21 protein-coding genes are annotated in these 25,693 nt (G+C 51.5%); 4 read left to right on the plus strand and 17 right to left on the minus strand.

Annotation, left to right across the window (positions count from 1 at the left end):
• Positions 1–78: 78 nt before the first annotated feature.
• From NMQ11_RS03735 to NMQ11_RS03745, 3 genes are read right to left on the minus strand one after another with little or no spacing between them, the layout of a single operon-like run.
• The gene (locus tag NMQ11_RS03735; RefSeq protein ID WP_255170058.1) at positions 79–411 is read right to left on the minus strand and encodes a hypothetical protein; all 333 of its coding nucleotides are present in this window, start codon (positions 409–411) and stop codon (positions 79–81) included.
• The gene (locus tag NMQ11_RS03740; protein ID WP_255170059.1) at positions 411–584 is read right to left on the minus strand and encodes a hypothetical protein; all 174 of its coding nucleotides are present in this window, start codon (positions 582–584) and stop codon (positions 411–413) included. The genes NMQ11_RS03735 and NMQ11_RS03740 overlap by 1 nt, the downstream gene beginning before the upstream one ends.
• A 2-nt stretch (positions 585–586) precedes the next feature.
• Complete coding sequence (locus NMQ11_RS03745; protein ID WP_255170060.1) at positions 587–871, minus strand: hypothetical protein; 285 nt, start codon at positions 869–871, stop codon at positions 587–589.
• 170 nt (positions 872–1,041) lie between these two features.
• Here NMQ11_RS03745 and NMQ11_RS03750 point away from each other — a divergent pair, with 170 nt between their 5' ends.
• Positions 1,042–1,251, plus strand: a complete 210-nt coding sequence (locus NMQ11_RS03750; protein WP_255170061.1) for a hypothetical protein — start codon at positions 1,042–1,044, stop codon at positions 1,249–1,251.
• A gap of 49 nt (positions 1,252–1,300) precedes the next feature.
• Here NMQ11_RS03750 and NMQ11_RS03755 read toward each other — a convergent pair whose 3' ends face one another.
• From NMQ11_RS03755 to NMQ11_RS03795, 9 genes are all read right to left on the minus strand, one after another.
• Positions 1,301–1,864 carry a TATA-box-binding protein gene (locus NMQ11_RS03755; protein WP_255170062.1) on the minus strand — a complete coding sequence of 188 codons (564 nt, stop codon included), beginning with the start codon at positions 1,862–1,864 and terminating at the stop codon, positions 1,301–1,303.
• 11 nt (positions 1,865–1,875) lie between these two features.
• Positions 1,876–3,330 (minus strand): type I restriction-modification system subunit M, encoded by a 1,455-nt coding sequence (locus tag NMQ11_RS03760; RefSeq protein ID WP_255170063.1) that lies wholly within the window; start codon positions 3,328–3,330, stop codon positions 1,876–1,878.
• A complete protein-coding gene (locus NMQ11_RS03765) occupies positions 3,320–4,726 on the minus strand; it encodes a restriction endonuclease subunit S (RefSeq protein WP_255170064.1) in 1,407 nt (468 codons plus the stop codon). Before NMQ11_RS03765 ends, NMQ11_RS03760 begins: the two co-directional genes overlap by 11 nt.
• Positions 4,723–7,455, minus strand: a complete 2,733-nt coding sequence (locus NMQ11_RS03770) for a type I restriction endonuclease subunit R (protein ID WP_255170065.1) — start codon at positions 7,453–7,455, stop codon at positions 4,723–4,725. Before NMQ11_RS03770 ends, NMQ11_RS03765 begins: the two co-directional genes overlap by 4 nt.
• A 672-nt stretch (positions 7,456–8,127) precedes the next feature.
• On the minus strand, positions 8,128–9,846 hold the full coding sequence (locus NMQ11_RS03775) for an HNH endonuclease (protein WP_255170066.1): 1,719 nt from the start codon (positions 9,844–9,846) through the stop codon (positions 8,128–8,130).
• A 97-nt stretch (positions 9,847–9,943) separates the two neighbouring features.
• Positions 9,944–11,239 (minus strand): hypothetical protein, encoded by a 1,296-nt coding sequence (locus NMQ11_RS03780; protein WP_255170067.1) that lies wholly within the window; start codon positions 11,237–11,239, stop codon positions 9,944–9,946.
• Positions 11,199–11,636 (minus strand): hypothetical protein, encoded by a 438-nt coding sequence (locus tag NMQ11_RS03785; RefSeq protein ID WP_255170068.1) that lies wholly within the window; start codon positions 11,634–11,636, stop codon positions 11,199–11,201. Before NMQ11_RS03785 ends, NMQ11_RS03780 begins: the two co-directional genes overlap by 41 nt.
• 53 nt (positions 11,637–11,689) lie before the next feature.
• Complete coding sequence (locus NMQ11_RS03790) at positions 11,690–12,121, minus strand: type II toxin-antitoxin system antitoxin SocA domain-containing protein (protein ID WP_255170069.1); 432 nt, start codon at positions 12,119–12,121, stop codon at positions 11,690–11,692.
• Positions 12,122–12,221: 100 nt separating this feature from the next.
• On the minus strand, positions 12,222–12,467 hold the full coding sequence (locus tag NMQ11_RS03795; RefSeq protein WP_255170070.1) for a hypothetical protein: 246 nt from the start codon (positions 12,465–12,467) through the stop codon (positions 12,222–12,224).
• 370 nt (positions 12,468–12,837) lie between these two features.
• On the opposite strand from NMQ11_RS03795, the gene NMQ11_RS03800 reads away from it, so the two are divergent.
• The gene (locus NMQ11_RS03800) at positions 12,838–13,329 is read left to right on the plus strand and encodes a hypothetical protein (RefSeq protein WP_255170071.1); all 492 of its coding nucleotides are present in this window, start codon (positions 12,838–12,840) and stop codon (positions 13,327–13,329) included.
• A gap of 5 nt (positions 13,330–13,334) precedes the next feature.
• Here NMQ11_RS03800 and NMQ11_RS03805 read toward each other — a convergent pair whose 3' ends face one another.
• Both NMQ11_RS03805 and NMQ11_RS03810 read right to left on the minus strand, forming a co-directional pair.
• Positions 13,335–14,030 (minus strand): hypothetical protein, encoded by a 696-nt coding sequence (locus NMQ11_RS03805; RefSeq protein ID WP_255170072.1) that lies wholly within the window; start codon positions 14,028–14,030, stop codon positions 13,335–13,337.
• Between the two features lie 882 nt (positions 14,031–14,912).
• Positions 14,913–15,992 carry a hypothetical protein gene (locus tag NMQ11_RS03810; RefSeq protein WP_255170073.1) on the minus strand — a complete coding sequence of 360 codons (1,080 nt, stop codon included), beginning with the start codon at positions 15,990–15,992 and terminating at the stop codon, positions 14,913–14,915.
• A gap of 135 nt (positions 15,993–16,127) precedes the next feature.
• Between NMQ11_RS03810 and NMQ11_RS03815 the strand changes: the two genes are divergently transcribed.
• A complete protein-coding gene (locus NMQ11_RS03815) occupies positions 16,128–16,316 on the plus strand; it encodes a hypothetical protein (RefSeq protein ID WP_255170074.1) in 189 nt (62 codons plus the stop codon).
• A 180-nt stretch (positions 16,317–16,496) separates the two neighbouring features.
• Here the strand turns inward: NMQ11_RS03815 and NMQ11_RS03820 are convergent, their stop codons facing one another.
• Positions 16,497–17,915 (minus strand): PDDEXK-like family protein, encoded by a 1,419-nt coding sequence (locus NMQ11_RS03820; protein WP_255170075.1) that lies wholly within the window; start codon positions 17,913–17,915, stop codon positions 16,497–16,499.
• A 769-nt stretch (positions 17,916–18,684) separates the two neighbouring features.
• On the opposite strand from NMQ11_RS03820, the gene NMQ11_RS03825 reads away from it, so the two are divergent.
• Complete coding sequence (locus tag NMQ11_RS03825) at positions 18,685–19,788, plus strand: MFS transporter (protein ID WP_255170076.1); 1,104 nt, start codon at positions 18,685–18,687, stop codon at positions 19,786–19,788.
• Between the two features lie 338 nt (positions 19,789–20,126).
• Here the strand turns inward: NMQ11_RS03825 and NMQ11_RS03830 are convergent, their stop codons facing one another.
• Both NMQ11_RS03830 and NMQ11_RS03835 read right to left on the minus strand, forming a co-directional pair.
• The gene (locus NMQ11_RS03830; RefSeq protein ID WP_255170077.1) at positions 20,127–22,961 is read right to left on the minus strand and encodes a UvrD-helicase domain-containing protein; all 2,835 of its coding nucleotides are present in this window, start codon (positions 22,959–22,961) and stop codon (positions 20,127–20,129) included.
• A complete protein-coding gene (locus NMQ11_RS03835; RefSeq protein ID WP_255170078.1) occupies positions 22,958–25,588 on the minus strand; it encodes a PD-(D/E)XK nuclease family protein in 2,631 nt (876 codons plus the stop codon). Before NMQ11_RS03835 ends, NMQ11_RS03830 begins: the two co-directional genes overlap by 4 nt.
• Between the last annotated feature and the right edge of the window lie 105 nt (positions 25,589–25,693).

Here is a 25,693-nt window from a genome sequence, read left to right on the forward strand (position 1 = left end):
ACTCGCCTGTATCGGGGATGAACTGTACTCGGCGTCGCGTGCCGGTTAGGTCGGTCCACTCAATCGAGAGTGTTCGTCTCATTCAGACCACCGCGGTTTACCGGAAACGTGCTCTCCGAGCTGGGCGTCGGCATCATCAGGGTCGATCCACATGGGGATTTCGCGAGTGCCTGTCGCGAAAGCCACTCGACGGTAGTGTTTGCACTGGTGCTGACGGTAGACGCTGTCTGGACACTCGCACGCGCCAGAGATCGTGTCCACGAGGTAGGTCTTTCCGCTCGCGGACGTCACCTCGTAAAGTCCAGGCACATTCCGAACAGTCCCGACGTTATCCATCACGGTCATTATCTCGGTGATTGCTCGGCGGTCGAGTTCGTCGTCTTCGTCACGGTCAGTGCCAACGACGGCCATCACTCCTCACCATCCTCGCCCTCGTCAGCATCGATGACCTCACCTTCATCGTGGTCGCCCGGCTCCCGACCGGCGACTGCGCGCGCTTCGGCACGTAGCCGCAGGTCGCGTGCGGCCTCGCGCTCGAGCGTTTCGGCTCGGCGGCAGACGTGCTCCATATCGCGGTAGTACATCGTTAGAGCGCCTCCTCTGGGCTCACGCTGTAGGTAATCGCGTCGCCGGCCGTCCGGAACAGGTACCGAACTTGCCAGCCACGACGGTCGGCGACGTAGTCCATGAAGAGGTTGATCGAACGGTCCTCGAGGTCTTCGCGGTAGGCTACCTCGGTGCCCTCGATCGTGTAAACAGTCTCGCTACGAGTATGGTAGACGTGCGAGCCGCCTTCGGTATCGACGCCCAGTAGAATGTACACTGGGCGCGGGTCGGTGCGCTTTTCATCTCCGCTATCGTATCGGGTCATTGCTGGTTTCGCCAGCACGGTCGAGGGCGCTGCAACGCCCGTCGGCCACTTCTGGAGCCGAACTCCCGTGCCTATCCTAGAGCACTACCGCTGGAAGTATATAGTTTGTCCATCCGCAAACGTATGCTAATGCGCAAACTATTACCATCTGCAAGTGATGTGCATTTGCTATGGCACGAACGCGCGCGCTGATGACCCAAACAGACCGCGAGCAAATCGCTGGCAACGTTGACGACGAGAATAAGCGATATCAGGCTATCTCACGAGTTCGTGATCGGTTCGATGAACTCGAGCGAGACGTCGCAGTCCTCGAGAAGCATCACGAAGGTCTGCTCGAAGAAATTCGAGAGATCATTTGTGGAGGAGATTCCGATAAGTAACCCTCGAGACATTATCAACGACTTATGTCTCAATTGATCGCCGGCGATGTTACTCAGTGGCGAGGAGCTGCTGTATCTTCTCGCGAAGGGCTTTGAACGTCGCTTTTGACACTTCTCTGTCGGGACTGCCAGTGATTACAACACGGCTTGTGGCAAATAACAATACGACACACGAGGCACCCGGTGGGCGGTAGATTAAGCCAGGAAATTGCTCGGGTTCATATTCCGTGTGTTCGAGTCCGAGTCCGATGGCGAGAGCGCTGAGGTTCAATTTTCTGCCTAGCTCACCTATGCAGACGAGGTTTTGGATACGGAACCACTCGTCATCGGGAGTGTCAATAACCGGCATCTCTGCAAGGAGATCGAGGAATCGATCGCGTGTCGCATACGCCTCTCCCGTAGAATCCGCCCCCGTTGTGATGTACTTTCCAGTCCGATAGAGGGTGATAAGCGGGGCGTCATCGTCGAATCGAAGGTACACCCCCGGATACTTGTCGGGATTGTACTCCGCTATCGAGCCGAGATCCATAGCGACTCGCTCGAGATCCAGCTCAACATCTAGTGACCCGGACCCGACCACGTTCACAATTTCCACGTCGGTACCTGGTTGCAAGGGAGGTTTCCTCAATCCATTAGATCAGTTTGAATTTGAGAGAACTGATCGAGTGCCGCTTCCAGATTCTCCGTGATGTCTGCTGCTAAGACCTCCGGCTCGGGAAGGTCCTCGATGTCCTCCAGACTGTCGTCTTTTAGCCAGAAGATGTCCAGATTAACCTTGTCGCGCTCCATCAGTTCCTCGTAGGAGTAGGACTTGAATCGCTCCGTCTCCTCACGCTCGTGGCGGTTGTCGGGGTTGTAGCAGTCGACGAAATCCGTCAGATCCTCGAACGTGAGGGGATCGCGCTTACGCGTGAAGTGCTTGTTCGTCCGCAGGTCGTAGATCCACAGGTTATCAGTCCAGGGGTCCGCCTGCGCTGGCTTCGCGTCGAAGAAGAGAACGTTCGCCTTCACACCCTGGGCGTAGAAGATGCCCGTCGGCAGGCGCAACATTGTGTGGACGTCAAACTGGTCTAGGAGTTTGCGGCGGACGGTCTCCCCGGCCCCGCCCTCGAACAGCACGTTGTCGGGGACGACGACGGCTGCGGTCCCACCTATCTTGAGCAGCGTCTTGACGTGCTGGAGGAAGTTCAGCTGTTTATTAGATGTCGTGGCCCAGAAGTCGTCTCGCTCGTAGGTCAGCGATTCCTTGACTGCCTCTCCTTCAGTGCTCATCACCGTCACACTGCTTTTCTTTCCGAATGGTGGGTTCGTCAGGATGAGGTCGAAACGGTCGCCAGGGTCAGACCGCAGGCTATCGTCAACGATGATGGGACTCTCTTTGCCGTTGATGCCATGCAAGTAGAGGTTCATGACGCAGAGCCGCGCCGTGTTGTCGACGATCTCCCAGCCTTTGAACACGTCGTGCTGGAGGAACTCCTTCTGTTGCTTGTCGAGTTGGTGATTCTCGGTGATGTAGTCGTGGGCAGAGAGGAAGAATCCGCCAGTGCCAGACGCCGGGTCACAGATGGTCTGGTCGGGTTCCGGCTGGACCGCTTCGACGATTCCTTTGATGAGTGGCCGGGGTGTGAAATACTGGCCCGCTCCGCTTTTCACGTCCTCGGCATTCTTCTGGAGCAGCCCTTCGTATATTTCACCTTTGACGTCTACCTCCATCCCCGACCAGTTCTCGTCGTCGATCATGAGTACGAGGCGACGCAGCTTGGCGGGGTCCTGAATCCGGTTCTGTGCCTTGCTGAAGATGACGCTCAAGAGGCCGCCCTGGGTTCCAAGTTCCTGGAGTGTCGCCCGGTAGTGGCTTTCCAACTCTTCGCCGTCCTTGGCGACGAGACTCTCCCAGTTGTACTCATCTGGAACCTGCGACTCCTCCTGAAAGCCGATTTCTGTCATCTCCTCGTCCATCTTCAGAAAGAGAAGGTAGGTCAGTTGTTCCACGTAGTCGCCGTAGCTCACCCCGTCGTCCCGGAGGACGTCACAGAAGTTCCAGAGCTTGTTTACGAGCTGGTTTGCTTCATTCGGCATCGTTAGTCACCTCCGAGAGGGTTACCTGCTTCCCCGGTTCAAGATTTGCATTTCCGGCGTCCATGGTCGGTGCCTTCTCTGTCGGTTCTTGGGGGATGATGTTGCCCTCAAAGGCCTGCTTAAGGATTGACTGGCGAAGTCTCTGGGCTCTTTTTAGTTCATCACCAACACTTTTTTGACTCTCATCGACGACGGACATTATATAATCAAGGCGCTTTACGATGTATTCTTGCTCTTCTAATGGTGCAAGTGGGAAGGGCATATTCCGAAGGTGTTTTTGATTGATCTTTGCCATACTGCCAGATGTTCCTTTAGATTTGCCTCGGAGGTAGTTTCGGAAAAATGGTGATAGAAATACGTAGTCAGCATATTCTGGGATCGCCAACGAATCATCCAACCTCGCACGGATCATCAAGTCTGGATAGATTGCATAGTCATCATCCCCACGATAGACTGCGGGTAAACCAACATATTCCTCAGTATTTGATCTTTCAATTAGCAAGTCACCCGATTGTAGCCAAAGATCTTCTACATCTTTCGGGTTTGCTTCCGTGATTTTCGTATTTTTCTTGGAAAAATCTCTCTCGGTTACTGCAGACAATGTCAGTGTCCGAATTCCTTCCTCAGATTGTTTTGCGGATTTACCGTTACGTAATGGTTCAGAAAGAACATCATCAAAGGGGACCCATTTCCAGATTGAAGGCAATTCAGGTGCGTTAGCTGGAGCCTCAATTTCGGCAATAGTGGCCCCGGACTCAACATCTTCTTTTTGATAGAATTCCTCCGAAAAACCTCCTTCCAATGCCTCATTCAGAATGGCTTTTTTATAGAGATTGAATCTGCCTTGCGATTCCTCCAGTTCGGAGACGCCCGAATCCAATTTCGAAAACAGTTCCTCTATCTTGGCGACGATGCGTTCCTGATGTCCGACTGGTGGTATCGGCATTTCGTACGTGTACAGTGAGTCCGAGTTAATGCTCGCAACAGTCGTTCCATCCTTGGTGCAAGTTCTCAGAATGTCGAATTCACTTGCTCTCAAATAGTAATACGCGTAGCTCTCATCAAGTCGGTCTCCGGGGATGAACGCCTTCAAATCTTGATTGATAGTAACTGGCCTCTCCGTGACTGCCACCGGGAACGAGTGCTCTAGAATGCCACTGCGGGTCACCATAACGATAGAATTTGGTGGGATGAGCTTCGAGTTTGTTTCTTCCAACGCCTTCTCAGTCATCCGATCTTGGGTCTGGTCAATCCTGTCGGTTTTCATGTCTTTTGGCGAAACCCACAGGATGTCGCCACCCCAGTATTCGTCATTAGAACGACGCGGCGTACTACCTGTCTGCCACTCACCGAGTTCCTGTAATTCCGCAACTGGCCAGCTCTCTGGATAATTCATGCCACCAACTCCTGGTTAAGCTCCTCGATAACGGAGTCCACATCATCAAACACCTCGTGTGCCCGGTACAGCCCACCTCGCTGATTGAACGGCTCCAACTGCAGATCCGATTTCTCCATCGCCGCCGAGGTGGCGATGTGGTCTTTCATCATGTCTAACCACTCCAACTGGTGCCGCGAAAAGCTATCGGAACGGTCGGCCAGCCACGCCTCGAAACGCTCCTCAACAGTCTGGCCGAACGGCTCCAGCTGGTCGCTCTCACCCATCTCGAACCGGATGATAGAGATGATGTCCGTTAGAAGCTGTTTTTCGCTCTTCCCGGCCACCCTCGAACTCTCCAGTTGTTCGTACGCTTCCCAGACTTCCTCGGTCCGGAGGTTGTACGGCGGGGCAGTCAACGTGTCCGCCAGCTCCCGTATCGTCTCATAGGTGAGCTCCTTCCGCCGGTGGGGCTGGTTGTAAATGATTTCGAGTGCGGCGATCTCGTCCTTGTTGTCCTCGATAAATTCGCGGAACCGATCGACGGTCTGCTCGGCGTTCATCGACTTCTCGGGTTCAGCCTCGAACTCGATGACCTCGTCCGCTGTCGGGTCGATGTACTGGATGTTCTGCTTCTTTATTTCCGTGAGCGTCTCTCGGAATCCGCTGTCGTCGAAGTGTTGCTTTGCTTGCTCGACCAGTTCACCACGCGCTTCCTCGATCTGTTCATCGCTCGGGTCGTCGGTGTCGAATTGCTCCCGTGCCGACTCAAGCTGAGCGTCCCGATTCGTCGCGGTGAGCAGGTCGTTGATCATCGTGTTTAGCGAAGCGTCCCCTCGCTGCTCGAGTACCCGGCGCTGTTCGTCCTCGAGCACTTTATCCATCCGCGACAGCCGTTCGGCCAGGGTTGAAAGGGTGTCGTCGTCTGGGTCGGGGTTGAGCGAAACTTCTTCGAGGACGTCCTCGAACGATGCGCTTGGTTCCCGGTCGAGTGGCTCGGAGTCGGTCTTGTCGGTCTCGGTCACGCCAACGGCGTCGACGAGGACGAACCGCGTTTTGTGTTCTGCGTCGGGGGTTACCTGCTGGAGGTCGTTACTATCGATCGTCCGCGTGCCTCGCCCTTTCATCTGCTCGAAGTAGGTGCGGGATTTCACGTCGCGGAGGAAGATGAGACACTCGAGGGGTTTGATGTCCGTTCCCGTCGATATCATGTCCACTGAGACGGCGATCCGTGGGTTGTAGGAGTTTCGAAACTCCGAAATCAGATTTTCCGGGTCGGCCATCGACTTGTAGGTAATCTTCTTGCAGAAGTCGTTCCCCTTTCCGAACACCTCTCGAGAGATTCGAACGATATCGTCGGCGTGGGAGTCGTTCTTCGCGAATACGAGCGTCTTTGGAACCGCCTGGTCCCGACCAGGGAACATACTGGTCAGATTATCTCGGAAGGACTCCATCACGGTCCGGATTTGGTCCGGTTTTACCACGTCCCGGTCGAGTTGAGTCGGGCGGTACTCCATCGTGTCGTCGAGCTGCTCCCACATCTCTTCGCGCGTCAGTGTGTCCCGTTTCCCGACGGTGTAGCCGGCCTCGAGAGTGTCCCCTTCTTCTGTTGCTCGTGTTCGGATGCTGTAGACGTCGTACCCGACGTTCACACGGTCTGCAACAGCGCGTGCCTGTGAATACTCAGTGACTAGATTTTGATTGAAAAATCCTAATGTGTGTTTGGCAGGCGTCGCGGTGAGTCCAATGAGGAATGCGTCGAAGTAGTCGAGCACCTGCCGCCATTTGTTGTAGATCGACCGGTGACACTCGTCGATGATGATGAAGTCGAACTCTGTGATGGGGACGTCTGGGTTGTACTCGACCTCCCTTTGTTCTTCATCGTCGTCTTCTTCCTCGAACTGAGATCTCTCCCCTTGTTCCTCTTCGACTTCTTCGCCTTGGAGTATCGAATACATCCGTTGGATGGTCGAGATGCATACCTTGCTGGCAGGGTCGATGTGCCCGGTTTGGAACCGTTGGACGTTGTATTCCTCAGTAAACTTCCTGCCTGCTGGGGTATCGAACTGCTGGAACTCGGTGTCTGCGTTCTTCCCGAGGTTTTTGCGGTCTACGAGGAATAGGATCCGCTTGGCATTCGCGTGCTTGATCAGCCGATAGCACTCCTCTACAGCCATGTACGTTTTCCCGCTCCCGGTTGCCATCTGAATGAGTGAGCGAGGTCGCCCTCCAGCGAGCGATTTCTCTAACTCTTGAATCGCCTCGAACTGTGCGTCTCTCAGATTTCCCTGCTCGAGTTTTGGTAACCGTCTTAGTTGGTTGCGCAGCGTGTCTTCGCGGTTCAACAACTCGCGAAGTTCCTCTGGTTTGTGGAACCAGAATAGTTCCCTCGACCTGGACTCTACATCTCGAAGATCTCGGAAGTATGTCTCGACACTTGTGCTTTCGTAAACGAACGGAAGGGGCGATTCGACTGGGTTCAGCCTCTCCGGAAAGCTTTCCGCGTAACGCTTCGACTGTTCTTCGACGCCGGAAAGCGTCGTCCCTTTAGGTTTTGCCTCGATGACCCCGACGGCTTGGCGGTCGAGAAACAACATGTAATCGGCAGCATCAATCCCGATTTGATATTCCCGAATGGCAACGTGGCCGTTGTTAGCGCCGAGGTTGTGATCTCCGTAGTCCTGTATCTCCCAGCCTGCGGACTCCAACATCTTGTCGATCTCAGCCCTCGACTCCTCCTCCGGCAACATATAGGAGAAGAAAAGAGTCAGATTGTTAAAAGCCTATTCGTTAACACGAAGTTAATCTTCAAGGTGCATAACTCATTCCCAATGGTCATATACTATCTCGAGTTCTGCTCTTTGCTCGGAGCGCCGGACGAATCTGGATGAATTCGTATAACACTGCCAAGGCACGGCCAGGTATAAAATCCGAGAGCTGGCCAGACCATCTATATTCAGTATCAATGAATCTTCTGCTCGGAGGACAACTCTCATGCTTAAACAAATTGATCTTAAGTTTTCTATCCAAGAAAGGAAGGTATGGCATTTGCGGTAGTTGTTTAGTAGAAGAGACTTATCTTGTCCAAATGAAACAGGCTGATACAGTACAGAAAGTGTAATCGATAGTGTTGCTACTAGCCCTGCGTAACGACACGCCTCAGAACCTGGAGGCGACCACACGACAACATGAAAAGCAGTCCCCTACAATCGTCTCTACTCCCAAAGATGAAGGGGATCGAAACAGATGTTTCCCCGGTATCATCCGATCTGGGGCTCCAGAGGTGCCCGTAATCCCCGTCATTCCATTTTGTGTCGTCGACGTCGAACTCCCCCAATTTTGGAGCCGTCGCTCTCGTCGATCATATACTAATGACGGGGATGGATCTCAAATGGATACTAATGGCTGAGTATCGTAATCAACTATAGATACCGTTCGTTCCGCCGCCGTGCCTTCTCCCGTAGCTCTCGATTGAACGCATCACCATCCCGTCCCTCGTGGCGCCGCCGGTGACAGTTCGGACACAACGCAATCACATTCTCTGGATCATCTGGCCCACCATCGCTCAATCGAGTCAGATGATGGACCTCGAGAAACGGCTTACCACTCGTAGAGACAAACGGCGCATCTTCCCCACAACCCTGACAAACACCATCAGCCGTCCGAAGCGCAAACTCTCGAACGTACTCCGAGCGTGGGTACGAACGACTACCACCAGACCCACCCGAACCCCCACTTCCCGAGGGAGAACTCTGCTTTGCCTTTGCAAAGAGCTCCGAATCAGACAGCGACCGAGGCGTACCCCCCTCAATCTCTATCTCTGTTCCCCCAACAGGAGCTAACTCAAACCGGAACGCATCGCGTGGGTTGTCGTGTTCATCAGGAAGCGTATCAATCCTGTGGGTGACGTATTCGTACTCGCCGAGATAGGTGACGATCCACGGCATATCGGTATTCTCGAACAGGTGGATCGATTCACCGTTCTCCCGGTGATCGCGGAGAGCCTTGTTCCCATCGTCCATCGTCATATCGCCTTCCGTGCCCTCACCAGTGTAGAGAAATCGATCGCCCTCGAGGAACATATCCTCATACCCGTAGGTGCGACCAGCATCGCCAGTGAAGATGAAAATGAGTGGCAGCTCGCTCGGGGTTGCAATACCCTTGTATCGCTCCCCTTTGAGGACGTCGTGGATAAACCAGCGACTGTACCGCTCGCCAACCTCAAAGTTGCCTCCCTCAATCGGGATCGAGTATACGCCATCTTCCTTTGTAACCAACTCGAGTGACTCGAGCCAATCTAAGTGCTTTGTGACGACCCCCTTCGGTAGCTTGTGGTCGGGGTACGCCCGTCGGAGTTGGTGTTGGATCTCCTCGATTGTTCGATCCCCAGATGGAATTGCTCTGGCGATCTCACGAAAGCCATCAACAGCTGTCGCGAGCCCCTCATACATGACCAGAGGCTCATCTTGTTTCCAGAACGTCTCTCCCTTGTTTGTGGTCCGGTAGCCTTCAGGGGTGCTCTCGAGTAAGTCGACAGACTCGAGAAAGGAGAGATTCCGCTTGACAGTGCCCGCTGCTCCAGCGGGTGTGTTTTCGAGTATCCAATTTATGAGATCTGCTTCAGTGGGTTCGTGTTCGGATACAAACTGGAGAGTCAAGCAGAGATATTGAACTCGATCATCGACGCCACCGAAAAACCGCTCAGTGGTCATTCGTGTGGGAGTTCGTTCCGTCGACGACCCATCCGAAGACGGTGGTTCCGAGTCCTCAGTGACCAATACCTCCCCAGGAGAGAACTCGTCAGGGAGGAAAACTCGCCCGTTGTCAGCGTCCAACGGAAGATTCAGTGCCTTCTGGAGGAACGGAACTGCTGCTGAACTTCGCCACATCTCCGTGAGCTCCAAGAACTGATCTCGGTCCAGTTCTCCAGTTCGTTGGAGTTCGTCCCATGCGGTCTCCCAGTGTTTCCGCTGAATATCTTTCCAGTGGTCGGCCTCGGTCGCTCTGCTATGAAACCGGATCGAGTCCCGACTCTCGTTATACTGTACGTCGTTCTCATTCCCATGGCTGAACGTTTCTACGCACTCGATTTCTTGTGCCCGCCGAACAAGTATTGGCCAAACCTCGTCAAATGAATCCATATACGAAGGCGAGTCTCATTGAACTTGATACTACCCGTCAATCAGGAGATGAACCTCAGATTCTTCGTGAGCCCGAGAAGGAAAAATAGGTTAAGCGTTACGCATACTGCAGTTGATCGAGTTCCTCTACTGCAAGTTCTGATCGGCTTTCAACGGCCTTTTTCCATTTCTGGAGGTACTGCATATTCTTCCGAGGGCTTACGTGGGGTGAGGTACGATACGGCCCAACGAAAGAAGAGAAATCATCGTCAATAGATTGTAGAACGTCTTCTAAGCGGTGTTCTTCGACTAAGCGCGAATGGTTCCAGCGCATCGCTACCCGATGCTTTTTCAGTATTGGTTTGAGAACCTGATCTTCGTCCTGATCGTAATCGACTAGATCATACCAGTCGTCAAAGTGTCGCTCGCAGACATCACAACTACAGGTTGGTGCACCCGCCCGATTCATCACGTCAACTGTAGCGTCGATTTTTAGGAAGTCTTTCAGTTGATCCACATAATACCGTCCTGGTAAGCCCCCACCCCCAGAATACTCGGTTTTCTCTTTAAACTCTTCATCAAAAAGAGAAGAAAACGAAGTACCACGAAGTCCAAAGTATGCAAGCAAGTTTGAGAAAAAGTCTCCGTAGTAGAAGTGGGGTTTGACTCCAGACTTGTGTATGTCATACACGTACTCGATCAGGTTGGTGTATTCGCTCTGCGTTGTCTCATACTTGTTCAAATCCTCGAATAACAGAAAGCACTCGGAGACATCGAACTCCTCTAAAAGTTCAATCAAGAGTCTTTTCTTGGTTGCATCGCCAATGAATCGGGTAGTAGTGTACAAACAGGGCTTCAGAGGAAGAGTGGATTCTTGTTCCGCATAGTTGATTATTTTACGAGCGATCTCGATATCCTCGACCTTTTCGATTCTGTGAACCCAGGGAATCACTGCTTTCGGCTGGACGTCACGGGGAGTAATCGTGAGATCCTCGTACTTTCCAACGTCTGCCTCTAGCCGATCATAGACAAAATTCTCCTGGTAGTCTACTATCGATCTCGTAATCTCTCGGAGAATGTCGTCAGAGAGTTCTCGAGCATTCGCATTTGAACGCCTCTCTAAGACGGTCTCAAGCGGGTCCCCAAGAATATCGACATAAATTCTATGCCACCCCCTGATATTCCCCTCATCATCTCTGAAGTTATTCCCAATTCGGAAGTCCGAAATCATTGGATCGATATAATACGTAAACCCTTGATCGTTGGCCATCTCGGAGAGGAGTTGAGGCACGGCTTTCCTGGAATATGCTAATAGATGAGCCTGGATTAAGACAGAATCGTAATATTTGGGATCGCTCTCGATTAAATTGCGATCATTGAGGTTTTTGTACCGGAGCGTCGTTTCGAACTTCATTAATTACTAAATCTATAACTATTTCTCTGTCACATAATTGTTGTGGCTCGACAATAGGACCAGACAATACATGGATCCGATCTCCAACGCTCATTAATCCAATTGGTAGATCAGAGACACGCTCAATAAGCGGTTCAGAAATATTGTGTTCCCACACTGCTAAAAATGCGTAATCTACGAGACTGGCATCCCGATGTGCCTGTTCCACACCGCGTGTTACGTTTTTCGACTTCATTTCAATCGCAACTGTAGTCCCCCGTTTTACTGCAAGAACGTCGATTGGATAGCTAAAAATGCGTTTTTCAGTTGCAAATTCGAAGTCGTGGCTCTGTAGATAATCTGTGATAATACCTAGTTGGTATTTTTCTGGAATGTAGTGATCGTGTTGTTCCTCCATTGACTCCGCCCAGCGCTCAGTATAGTGACATTCGATAGATTCTGACTGCAAGGTCAGTCACCCTCCGCGAATAGATCTTGTTTTATTTTTGACTCTGTAGCAAAGTCTGGGTACTCTTGATAGACATACCGTAGGAGGTCTTGCAGCGTCATTTTATTATATTCCTGGATCATGTCCTCTAGTTCGTTTCGGTGTTCTGGTTCGAGAATTTCCACGAGCTGCGAGGCGATTTTCTCACCTTTTGGTGTGATCTCGAATTTCTTGTTTGTGAGATCGGCCTTGAGGGCGTCCATACCTGTTGGGTTCGAAATGTCTTCAGCCTCGATAGCGTCTAACTGCATAAGAAATTGCAGTTCTTCATACACATTTTCTGAGAATGGGCCCATCTTATATGGGGCGAAATTAAAAGAAACCTCTTGTTCGTAATTTTCGAAAAATCGTGATTCCTGTTCAATCAGAAATAACAATTTCTGAACCTTTGTCACACCTCGGACTGTCTTTCCAAAGTAGAATAAGATGAAGACTACGTCGGTCCTCCTATCAATCTCATCGATACGAGGCATTGACTACGATATCCCTCTTTGACTATTTGGTTGTTCCGTCTGATTGATTCTCTATAGTCCCCTGGGAAAGAGACCTGATTTGATGGTCGTCGACCTGTTGAATCGCATCTTCAAGTGTTAAATCTTGACTCTCCGCGACCTCGTGAGCTAGCATAACCGCCCGCTTTTCACGATCATCATCACAGTCCCATTGAGCGTATCTAACAAGTGCATCAACGACAAGTAGGCAGTCTTGCGGGTCCCAATCATCTGGGTACTGAAGGTACATCACCACCTTTAGTTGCGTGATTTGTTATAAATCTCAGAACTGCGGCGTGAATTTGATAAGCGGTTTTTCCTGACAGCCATTACTGGTATCACATACTAAGGACTCATTATGATAATAAACATATGAATATCTTTGAGAAGTGAATAATTGTGAGTACCTTACCAGCGATAGCGGCGGTCCAGTTAGCATCGAGGACATTATGATGATTGAATCTCCCAAATAAAGAAGGCGAAATGTAGGTTATGCAGCTTTTGTTCTTAAGACGGGGAGTCATATCTCAGAGCAAAGCATTTACCACTCACCGTGCTAAGCTAAGGTAAGAGTAGTACAGATAATCAAGTAGAAGTGCAGACCATCGAGCTCACCAACCATGATCGCCAAACGCGTCCTTCCACTAGCGCTACTCCACGCCGCTGATGGGCGGATAAAGGGAAAAACTCGCTTCCAGAAACTAGCCTTTCTGGCTGATCAGCGACTGGAGGAGAAAGGGATTGATCCATATGAATTTATCCCGTACGACTATGGACCCTTCAGTAAGGACCTCCAAGAAGAGATTGAATACTTGGAAAAAGAAGGGCTAATAGAGATTACTCAAAGTCGCACCTACGGTGGTGGCACTCGATATGATTATAAATTAACTAGTGTTGGCCAAAGACGGTCCGACAAAAACTTCCCATCACAGGAAGAGGTTGACGATCTCACCATAATCGGTGAACCAGAAGAAGAACAAGAGCGGTTACGAGAACTGTACAGAATTTCATGGAACGTAGTCAAGGAGTTCAATGACATCCCCATATCCAATCTTATTGACCATGTGTACACCGAATATCCATCATATGCGAAAAATAGTGTCCTAAACTGAACCACCTATTTCTCCTTCTCCTGGATATAATAGTAGAGGTACGCTCCTCTTTGTGTTATAGTGTGGATCTCCTCTTGAGAGAGATATCTACTATAAACCCCTTCCCAGTAACTTTGTTTTGTATGCCTGTGAAATTTTAATATATAATTCCGAGTACGAAGTATGTAATTATCCTCTGGGCCAGGAGGGTCCGGTTCAAGTTCAGGAAACTGGACTCGCGCAATATCTTGATAGTGGTGATAACTCATACCAAGAAACTCTGGATCTCCGCTTTCTGTTTCTTGTCTTGCACCAAAAAGTAGAACATCAGCATCTTCTGATGGGGAACCTATCCGATAGAGCCTCCCATGTATCTTATCACCATTTACCGTAACTACCTCAAGGGGATCATACGGTTCAGATTGTCTAACTGCCGTCTCCCAGGGCTGCTGTAGGTCCTTTTCTGAAGATTGGGGTGTGTCTGACCTTACGCGTACAATAGTTCCTGACAGGTATGCTATGATATACCCCAGTAGAGATTGTGCTAATACTATCCCCAGCAGGAGGGTGGCGGAAAAATTTGATAATGAACTAACTGTCACTTCATCAGGATTGATTCCTACGGCAGATGGTACACAAAAGTATAAAGAGAGGATTGAACTGATGGGGTAACAAGAGTCACCCGAGAGATCTATTCTAAACATTAATAGTGCTATAAACATCAACACCGATCCAAACGTCAATGTGATAAATATCTTATTTATCCTAGTGAACGTGTCCAGTTGAACAGTAGCGTCCAAATAGCCTCGTAAGGCGACATAGCCAGGAACTATAATGAATAGCAGAATGACAATATTTAATCCAAGCGACACCATAGATGTAGGTCTCTGAGTAGTATTTCGAATACATATTACTTTATGCTTTGTAATTGCTATTCAGTGATTTACTACTAGTCACGTGCGATGATAAACCGAAGAGAAAGGTTATTTTTTGATGAAATTGTCACCTTGTTATATAGTGCGGTAGATCTGTCCATAATCCCCATACAGAGCCTCATCTGGCGCATCACACCGTAATCCCCATAGGTGACCCTCGCCGTGATACCGATCATCATCCTCGAGTACAACCTCGGTAATTACCTCGGAGTCGCCACTGGTATAGTCGATCGCCCGTAGGTAATGGTCTGGTGCGCCCCAGTCCACCTCAACCGCGGCCCAACCTCCACCTGATGGGTACGGCGTCTCATCATAGACGACAGCTAACTGGTCGAACCCATCTGTATCGTAGATGCGCAGATTCGCCGTATCGATGTCCCACTGAGCGAGAGGACTCGCCCCCACGGCTCGCCATCGGAGAATCGTAGCCAGGTCTGCCCGCTGTCAACACCTGCGGTGCCTGTATCGAAATATATGAACAGCGGCACGGCCTCATCCGGCTGCAGATATCGCGACTTACCTCCCCCATTGTAGAGGACGTAATTGTTCCCACTCCCGCCTTGAGCCGCATTGCTGTCCTCTTAGACGAGGCCATCACTGACAACAAACGGTATGGACAATTCGACAATATTTGACAATCACACTTTTGAGATGACGATCGTTTTGCAATCAGGAATTGCAGGCGTCTTGGACGATCGTATCCGCCCGTTCAACAACTGGGTTAGTATACGAGCTCACGCCAAGGATGCTGTCATAGACAAATGCCCACCCCTGGTTATCAGAACAGTCGAAGAGCTCTATATCAGCAATCTCATCGCGATCAATATCAATCTCATCGGGAAGCCCATCAATCTCAGACTGGATACCCTCGTCCTTCAGCTCCTGAGTGATATCGTAGACAAAGGTGAGCGTGCTGGCTGCAATAACCCCACTCGCTCTCGAGATTCCCTGACGGAGTGCCCAGTGAACTTCACTGAGGATTAGCCCATGCATTTTGGGGCTGGTACGCTGTAACAGCCGAGCAAAGGTCGACTGCGTCGCCAACACATTGGTACCTCTGAAGGCGAGCGGATAGCCAATAGCGAATTTGAAAAACAAGACCTCAACGGCAAATGCCGCAACCGCGAGATAGAAGTGCCGAACACTTTGTTGGTCATCCTCTTCTACGTCACTAGCCGCCTGAACAACATTATTGAAACTGCCGACGAGCGGGAGGTATCGAGTGTGAGACTGAACTTGCTGTCGAACGGCTTTGATGTCATCTGGTCCGAGCGTCGCGACCATGCCTCTCTCATTTAATAGAGCAAGGAGATGCTGTGCTCGGAATGTCTGGCGGGAAAAGTCACTCTCAACCGCGGCCACTTCCTCTGCAGCATCTCCAACATCGTCGATAATCGCTAACTCACGATCGATCTCAAACGCTAATCCAACAACGGTCTCGTCTGTGGCCGGATCTGGGTCTTCGTCAAAACCTTCACTTGAGCCGCTCAATATTTGGGAAAGATCAATACCTCCGAATCCAGACTTGTCTTCTTCGGACTCGGACTCAGTCAATCCTACTGGAAGAGGATCCTCTTCCCCAAATACCCCGACAAGGTACTGTTCAAACTCATCTTTTTCGTCTCCCGTGAGTCCATCCGCAGCTGCAACGCCAGAACAACTCCCCAATAAGGAAAAACCACATCCCCCTGCAAGTATTGAAATCAGTCGCCGTCGTCCTATCGAATTAACAGATCTGTTGTGTTCCATTTGATCTATAAGTTTGTATTAATTACAAGTACATAAACATTCATCACCGAACCAAACAATTGGCAGAGAACGGAACACTCGTTCGCTGGTCTCTACGGCTGATATTTAAATACGGAGGGGCAGCGAACATCGGCGATGCAAACCAGCTACGAAGAAGACTTGCTGATCGTTTTTGCGCTAAACCAGTTGCAAGAGAACCTCAATGAATTCGATTCAGCGATAGCCACTCATGCTCAGTGGCTGGCGATCGGAATTGCTGAACAGTATGGCCTCGAAATGGACGATGTTACTGATGAACTCAATCGCAGAGTAGGGCTGGAATAGGGGCTGTGCTCGAGCTGATATCAATACGAATAGTTCTCACAGTTGCAGATAATCGCATAGTTGCCTCCGATCTCATCTAACTCCACCACAGAAGACCCTATGAACGGGTCTATACCACCATCCGAACCATTCCTTACGAGCTGCACATGTCTCAAATAGGCCTACCAATACAGCGCCGTCTCATTTGACCGAGACACCGTACACGTGTTCCAGTGCGTCTCGGTATGCACTATCTAGTAACATGAGCAATTGTTCGTTCGCTACCACATGCTCGACGAAGGCCTGTTCCAAGGCCGCAATGTATGCCTCGAAAAAGTCATCGTGTGCGTCTGTTTCGATATCATACGTCGCTACCAGCATGTCTCGCTTATTTCCAGTGACAGATGTAGCAGGCGGAAGCGCCTGCTCGATCGCCTCTTGCCTGCCGGAAAACTCATCATTGAAGGCATCGATAAACGCCTGATCGTTAGCGCCCATATTTCTGAAGTAAAACTTCAGGATACCCTCGCCAACAGCCAGATCTCGATTTCGCTTCAGTCGATGGTGAAATCCAATGCGGACGTCGTTTCGATCATCGGGTCGCGCATAGATCTCCCCCGCCAAGTCATCGGTATGACGCCACCAGCCATCCTTGAAGATTGTTCCCCAATCGGAGCTGCCGGTTCGGAACTTCCACGTATGGAATGCTTCGTCGTCAACGTTGAGTTCGACAGCAGTCAAATCCTCGTCGAAGTTAGAGTACGATCCGTACTCATCTCGAGCAAGCGCTTCACCCAGTAACGCCCCCCACTCATTGGTGAAGGAGTTCCACCGATCGTCGAACGTGTCAGTAACGTCTTTGATTGCATCGAAGTGTTCGAGATACAGTTCGACCTTCTGCGCGGTGTTTTCGTCTTGTGTAGTCATTCCGGTAATTCCCTGGATGTCGTCGTACAGTTCGTGGAGTTGGACGGCAGTTCGCTGTGGATACCGAGGTGTGTTTTCGACAATGAACGCTCGTAGCACTTCTCTCGTGAGTGCCTCCCAGGCCCAGTTTGTGAAATGTGGGTCATTGGCCCGAGGTTCAACATCTGGATGGATATACAGGTAGTAGTGGCCAGTCTCGTAGGTCTCTTTTCGCTGGTCATCAATGTGGGTCGCTTGGAAGTAATTCTCAGTCTGAGATGGGCCATCACCGCGGAGATTGTTCTCTCCCGCTGAGAATTTTAGCTCAACCAGGAGGAACCATTCGTTGGGCATCGCTAGTACCAGGTCAACCTCACCAGTTGATACACGATCCCCGTTATGACTCCGGCTGACCCGGACCTGATCTTCGACCTGGATATCGGACAGATCGTAGGTGTCTTCATCGAAGCCACATCCCTCAGGAAGCCCCTCGAGGAACGCCCGGAGAAAATCCGTCCCCATACCGTGGGGCTCATCAGGATCGAGGAAATACCGCAGCAACCGGTTGACGTAGACTTCGGCTTTCCGCTGGCTACCCAATGAGTATTCGATAATCCCCATTAGCGAGTGGGGGGTCTCAGGAATTTCGGTGATTTGACTCCACCGACTGTCCAGCGTTTGTAATTCCTGTTCTAGTTCCGTCTCTGATCCCATCGTTCACTCTGATCTACCAGTTGAGGCTCCGTTATGATAGATGCTTTCCCAGTTCTACAGGCAGATAATCCGTGAAAATAGAGGTTTCAGCGTCATACTGCACCACTGCATCGAAACAATTGTCTATCCGGCCTTGTTGAAATCCTCAAACGGTGATAGGTTTTAGGAATCGTGCTGATTACACAGCGAGCCATGTTTAGACGCTAGCGAGAACGGCTCTGCTGTTGGATTGCATCCGTCACCACTGGATGTCAAGTTAGGATGGTAGCAGGGGATCGTGCCCACGGGTTAGCTCGGCCGCCCGCAGACTGACTGTGGAGGAGGATTTCTTCGAGCAGCCGACTCACCGCTTATCATATTCTCGTCCAATCCCGAACCGAACCTGACAATATCGCCACTCACACGCCTGAATTCGAGCGCCTAAACAAGCCCACAGCGCGTATGCAGCACTTATCAATGCATACTGATATAGATCTTTGTGATTCGCTTCCGCCATGGCGATGCGAATTCGGAAGTGTCGAGTCAGTATGCGACTATCGAGCCGAAAATCGTCCATCAACTCTGCGTAAGAAAAAGGGTCGTTTCTGAGTTGCATTTGGAGATATAGCGTTTAGAAATCTTCATTAAACCAGTAAAGGAATTCCCGACTATCACACTGGCAAATCTGCTCGAATCAGGAAGAAACGAAGTCAGGGCATTGCGACGAAACGGGCGGGGGAAGATACTAGTTGCTGTCGCCTTTCCGTGGGCGCTCTTGTTAGGGTCGCGTATGGCTTTGCCTGTGTTACTTCCCTATATACAGACTGAATTCGGCCTTAGTCTTTCTATCGTCGGGCTCTTAGTGACGTTGCTCTGGCTCGGTGGAGCAATCGGGCAATTGCCAGGAGGCATTCTTGCAGATTGGTATAGTGAAGGTTTGATCATGACCCTCAGCTTGGGGCTGGTAGTAATCGCTCTCACGTTTGTTGTTCTTGCACCAAACGCAGCCACGTTGTTTATCGCGGTTTTGATATGGGGACTCGCCACTTCGCTATATCCGATTGCTCGCATCACGATTCTCTCTAAGACCTATCCAGAGCGACTCGGAAGCGCTCTCGGGCTTACCATGGCAACGGGAGATGTTGGACAAACTTTCGTCCCTGCAATTGCGGGAACGCTCGCAGCTTTGCTTGTCTGGCAAGCAGGGCTCGGTTTTGTGATACCGCTTCTCATTGTTGGGGGAGTTGGCATTTGGTTCATCGTTCCGAGGCAATCTCGGGCAGACAACTCAACGGAGACATTGTCTCTGAACACGGCTCGCTACGTCGTAGATGAGTTGCGCCGTCCCACGATGATGTTTGTGAGTTTCATTCTCATCCTCTTTTTCTTCTTCTGGCAGGCTTTCACGTCGTTCTTTCCGACCTATCTAGTTATTGAAAAAGGATTTTCGGCAACGATGGCAGGTATCCTTTTTGGGGTGTTCTTCGCAGCAGGTGCGATTGTAAAACCGATTGCTGGGATGGCCTATGATCGGATTGGAATGCGATGGGCACTCATTAGCGTCCTCCTTGGTCCGGTCGGGGGGCTCCTTCTTCTCCCAATAGTCGAAAGCCTCGAAATGATCGTCATAGTGACGCTGGCGATCAGTACCATGCTCGGAAACGGAGCGGTCACTCAATCGTTCGTCGCAGAGCAGTTCCCGTCCGATATACAGGGAACCGGACTTGGGGCTGTTAGAACGGCGTCAGCAATCGTCGGCGCGACGGGGCCGGTACTATTCGGGATTGTAGCGGATCACGGTTTTTTTAACGAAGGATATGTTGCCCTTGCAGTGATTTTAGTGATCGTGATCTTGCTCACGTATCGAATGCCCCACCCGAGGGGGAGCCAGTAATACAGATCTCAGTGCTGTAACTCTACCCGATCAACAGTAGGTGTTTTCGACATTACTCGCTGATGACAACCCTGTCAGGGGCCAATACGCATCTTTTATGAATAGATGATACACTGGCTTTGTTGTGAAATGACCAAGTTTCTGCTGCTGAATAGAGCCTCTGGGCCGTGTTTAGACGCGTTCGAATGACGCCTCTAATGGGTATTCCAGCCGAGTAAATTCAACTAGCAAGTCTCTCTCTGACTAAGTTTGATGTCGTGATACTACACGATGTGTCCAATTTCCCCGGCGTCTAAACAAGGCCGAATTTTTGTATTAGTAGACACATCCAATAGATCTCAACGATAAAGTAACTCCGCGAGTTCCATTTTCGAAAGTGGATCAATCTGAACTCGAGTATCCGTAGCGGTATAGTAGATCGAGGCGGTTACATCTCGGCCAGCAAACCAGTCATCGAGTGCGTGATAGTACACGCTAAGTTGCGTTTGATACTCTGATTCCGCCTGACGGCCGCGATCAGTTTTGTAGTCGATAATCTCGACGCGATCGCACGTTACATGGACGAGGTCTACGATCCCCGAAAGCGTTACCTGCTCACCATTGACCTCGAGCGGAAGATACGCCTGTTCTTCGACCACCAGACGTCCCTCAAGTGAGTCGAGCAATGTCTTGATGTTCTGTTCATCATCGTTCTCTGGAGACACCTGTTCGCCGAGAGCATACCGTTCTGCGAACTCATGAACTGCCGATCCGAACTCCATTCCCTTCCCATCGGTCACGTCTTCATATACCTCATCACTCATCAGAGAATGTGGTGAGTACCCTTGCGGACCATCTGGCTGTGGAATCGACACCGTGAGCTGTGACTGGACAGTCTCGCTGCCACTACTTCGTTCGACCGCTGGCTCGAGTACGTCGACGGCAACGGGTAGCTCCTCGAGGAACGAATTCGGCTCCCCACCAGCTGAAAACAGCAGGTGATCTTTAGCTCGTGTCATCGCGACATAGAGCAACCGCCGTTCTTCGTCATACCCCATTGGCTGGCAGTGTCTCAGAACGTCATAGCGCCAGTTGTCGTAGATATGGGGATCACCATGGGCCTCAGCGTAGTACTTGCGCTGACGGAGTCCTGTGAGCTCTGAGTACGTAAGTATACTACTCCGACCACCAGAGGAGGGGAACTTCCCGCGGTTCATATTCGCGAGGATCACGATCGGATGCTCGAGGCCCTTCACTGAGTGGATGGTCTGGACAGTAACCGCGTTGGTGCCGGCGCCGGTGTGTACCTCCTGGGTGTACCCAGACTCGATCCCCTGTTCGATGAAGCGGACCAGATCTCCGAGTGTCATCGTTGTCGCGCTGTGGACCGACTGGATCGTCGTCAAGATGACGTCCGCTGTTGAGCCATCATAGCCATACCGATCGAATACTCGTCGAGCAACTGCGTTAGTCGTCTCAAGTGCCGCCAATTCTGTCCGGAACGTCGCCATGTTCTCGGGGTACGCCTCGGTCTCGAGGATGTAGTTGATCTCATCGAGTGTGTAACCCGCCTGCTCGAGAACAACCGCCCAGCCTCGATCCGCATCTGACTCGAGGATACGCAACCAACCAAGCAGGAGTTTCGCCTGATCAGTGCGGAAGAGTTCGATCCCACCCTCGTAAGCCATCGGTAGCTCGTAGTCCTCTGCGACTGATAGCAAGTCACGACCGAAGTCACGAGTCCGAGTCAAGACTGCAATGTCACCGAACTCCGGTGGGCGCAAGACGCCATCGTCGTCTTCGACAGCGTAGGTATCGTTGCCGACGATGTCCTGGACCTTGGTGAGGATTGCCTCGTGCTCCTCGTCGTGCTGGAACGCTTCAATTTGTGAGTGTTCGTGGTCGGTGTTCGAAAACAACGAGACGATCCGCTCACGGATCGAGTCAGTGTCGATCGATTCACGGCTACTTGCAGGCGTCACGAGGGCGTGTTCGGCAAAGTCGAGGATTGCCTGCGTTGAGCGGTAGTTTTGCTCGAGTTCGATCATGGTGACCGGGTCCACCGAGAAACTAACGCGGTCGGCATCGTCGTTCAACTCGCCAGCAAACCGTTTGAGACGAGATTCGAACTCAGTGATGTTTTCGATTGCAGCATACTGAAACGAGTAGATGCTTTGTTTCCAGTCGCCGACAACACAGATGTTGTTCGTCCCGGCGAGCAACAGTGTGAGTTTGAACTGGATCTCACTGGAGTCCTGGAACTCATCGACCATCACATACTCGAACGATAGTGACTCCCGGAGGTCATCATCCTCACAGAGTAAGACGAACGCGAACAACTGAAGGAAGGCGAAGTTTAGATAGTTCCGGCTGAGCGTGAACTCGAGGTACTCGAAGTAGACATCGTGGACGAAGGCAAGGAGCTGCTCGCGGTTTTCATCAAATGCACGTTCAGCGATGTCCTCGGGAACCATCTTTGATCCACGAGGCCCTCGTAGCTCCGATCGATCAGGCGCGTCTGGGAGATAACACTTGTTCGCGCCGTATTGACCGAGTTTCGAGCGCAGTTTCGACTGTTTATTGCCATCGTTTCGGGGCTCGTTTAGCTCGTTGAATACCTCACGGAATGCCTCGAACTCGCCCTCGAGGTGTCGATCACCGTCGCGATACCAGCCATCAGCGGTCGGAAAGACGCCTTTAGCGGCGAGGTTATTGATGAGCCCGAGTAGCTCAGTCGGGTCCGTGAGACATCGGAATAGATCTGCATACTCCGGGTGGCTATCGCTAAAGCGTCCGATGAACTCTTGGAAGTACTCCTCCTCGATCGTTTCGTTCTCGAGAATGCGTGTGGAGTTGGTGATCGCATCGTCGATGCCGAGATAGGTCGGTGCATGAAAGCCGTGTTGGTCGAGAATGTCGTTACAAAGGCTGTGGAAGGTCTGAATCGGCGCGTCCTTCAGTACCCGCATCTCGTACGGACAGTTGGCGACGATTCGATCTTTCATCTCTGTCGCCGCGTTACGAGTGAACGTAATCAGGAGAACGTCGTCCGGTTCGACATCGTCTTGGGCGACGATTTCTGCATAGCGGTGTGTAACTGTGAACGTCTTTCCGGTGCCAGCGCCAGCATCCACGAGATACAACCCATCGGTGCTGTCGATGAGCTGGCGTTGCTTTGCATTTGGTGACGTCATTGGTCCACCTCCGCAGCGGTGGTCTCGTCATCGATGGCATTCTCCTCAATTAGGATCAGATCTCGATGATCCACGTATCGATAGGCGGGCTCACCTGCCCGCCCTTCGACCGGGAAGCGGGCGTCGCCGCGTCGATACTGGTTCAGTTCCTCAATTTGATCGTCGACGAACCGCTCAAACTCATCGAGATCCTCGACAAAGAACCCCGATTTACGATAGTCACACAGATGCCGGAACGCCTGCATACACCCATTTCTGACGTATTTGTAGTCCCCGACGTCTGCAACCAGCCGCTCAGTGAATGCGTTTCCAAATGGGGACGTAGCCATCTCGTCTGCATCTCGAGTTCGCGGGACCTCGTGAACGTCGAACGCTGCTTGATAGGTTTCGTAACTCGTCTTGGAGAACGTCTTGTTACAGTCGTTTGGCGCCTCCTCACAGAGCGCGTCGAACACGGCCTCCGATTGGACGAATTCGTCGAACGCGACTGGATGGTACGTGATCGTCGTTAGGCATGCATCGAGGTCGCCGCCTCCCGTTATGACCTCATCGAGTGTTTCGAGGAAATGAAAGAAGGTGAACTCGAGGCGTTCGTCTGGGTGCTGGCGTCGGTAGTACGTGAGGTACAGCAATGCCTGGAAGTTCGGTCGGTCACTCGGCGGCTCGATTGCGGCGTGTTTCGTTATCTGTGTTGAGGATTTCTTGCGCCCACTTTTGAAATCGACCAGGTGTGATGGGGACTGAACGAGGTCGACTTTCCCCTTGACGCCGAGATCATCGTCTTCGAACCACCGTTCGGTTGCTGGAGAGTCGGTCGGCCGATCGAAATACTCAGCAAAGAAGTTTTGACTCCACCCACTCGTCGGTGTGAGAAAGTCCGTCTCCATCGGGACGTTCTCCTCGAGGTACTCGACGATCGTCTCGAGTCCGATACGATACTTCGTCCGTCGAGTAGGGAGATCAACATCACGGTAGAACGCCTGGGTTTCAGTACACATGACCTCGACGGCCTCTTCGATGATGTCCTCATCGACGAGCTCTGGGTGGTTTACGACAAACTCCGCAAAGTCGTGAAAGAGGTTCCCTTCCGCGAAGTAGTCCTTGTCCGGGTTGTCGACGAGGCGACTGAAGAAGTAGTCCCGTGGACAGTTTGCATAGGAGTTGAGACTCGACTGGCTGAGGGCTGTCACTGGCTCGGAGTCGGTATCAACCCTCTCTTTTTCGAAGCCATCACTCATCGACCGGATTGTCCGCGACTGTCGAATTGACTCGAGGTCGCTGAACCGTTCGAAGTCGGATTCGAGGAGGTCTTCGAAGTACAGACATGGTGTGACGGGGGTACCCCCAGCCGTATCCTGGACGAGGTAGTATTGTTCCTCGCCGCTTTGAAGCAGTGACTGGAACTGGTCGATGTTCCTGTCGAACTCTTGGTCGCGATCGACCCAGGGGCGGCGTGGCGAGTCGTGAGTCCAGCTCTCATCGAGTCCAAGGTAGAAGACGACCGGCTGGTCGACAAAGGATGCCGATTTCGCGTCTGCGAGTAGGACACCCTCGTTTTCTCGATCGATTGGGACGTCATAGGTCTCAAGGTAGAACGTGAGCCGATCAATGACGTCCCTCGTAATCGGTTCGTCGAGGAGACCAATACGGTCAAGTTCGGCACGGAACGCATCGAGCGAACACCGAGCTCGATCTTCGTATGCATCGAGTGCATCATGAAGTGTGAGCGTTGGCGCTTGCGCACAAAAACTACAGAGCCACTCGAGTTCAGGATCTTCAACCTCGAAAAGGCGCTTTTCATCATGCTCAATATCGATTGTCGCTCCCAGGCAGGTGAGTAGCGGTTTCACGGTTTTGATGCGGGTATCAGATCCGACGACCGTACAACGGAGGAATTGGATGAAAGCTCGGTGGTCTTGCTGGTCGGTGAATGTCGGTCCTCCATAGAAAGGGATATCTGCAGATTCGAACGCCGACTCGAGGAGTGGTGAATACTCACTCGCCGCATCGAGAACGACTGCAATATTATCGGCGTTCTCTGGGGTGACCGTAGTAAGGATTGTATCAATGACCGCTCCATGGGAGTCGAAAATCCGAAACGGTGGGACGTCGAACGAATCGGCACAAAACCGATCGACGGAGTCGTATTCATCGGGAAGAATCGACTGCTCGAGATTCGTTAGTTGTGGTTCGCCAATAACAGCCACTGACTCGTATTCGTCGTAATTGATCTGATAGTCAGTAAGCGCTCGCGAGGTCGTCTTGAGCGATGCGATACAGTCTACAACGGCTCGTGTTGCTTGTGTATCGAACGCATCGTACTCGAGGATTGCATCAGGCCTGCCCCGATATTCCCAGCACTGTAGCACCTCTCCGGACGCATAAGATGCCTGTTTCCAGCTGAGATCAGTCTCTTGGATGACCTCTAGGAAGGCGAGGCGGTCTTCTGCTGTTTCTCGCCGACGTGCAGCAAGTCGTCGTGGTGTGATTGCAAAGGGGCCGAAGTGAGGACGCTCGAGGCGCCGGTTGAGAGCGCTTGCAAGTGGGGCATCAGGGATGATTACGAGATCGTAGTCAGCGACCTCATGATATAGTCGATCGATCGGCTTCGACCGTTTGATTGGCACGACATACAAAATCGAGTATAGAACAATAAGTCTGTATGTCGCACAAATTGGAATTCTAAACGATAAGCACTGTCTAGTTTAGCACCTCCGCTGCCGTCTGTCCGT

The sequence above is a fragment of the Natrononativus amylolyticus genome, assembly GCF_024362525.1.
In the GTDB taxonomy this organism is placed as follows: domain Archaea; phylum Halobacteriota; class Halobacteria; order Halobacteriales; family Natrialbaceae; genus Natrononativus; species Natrononativus amylolyticus.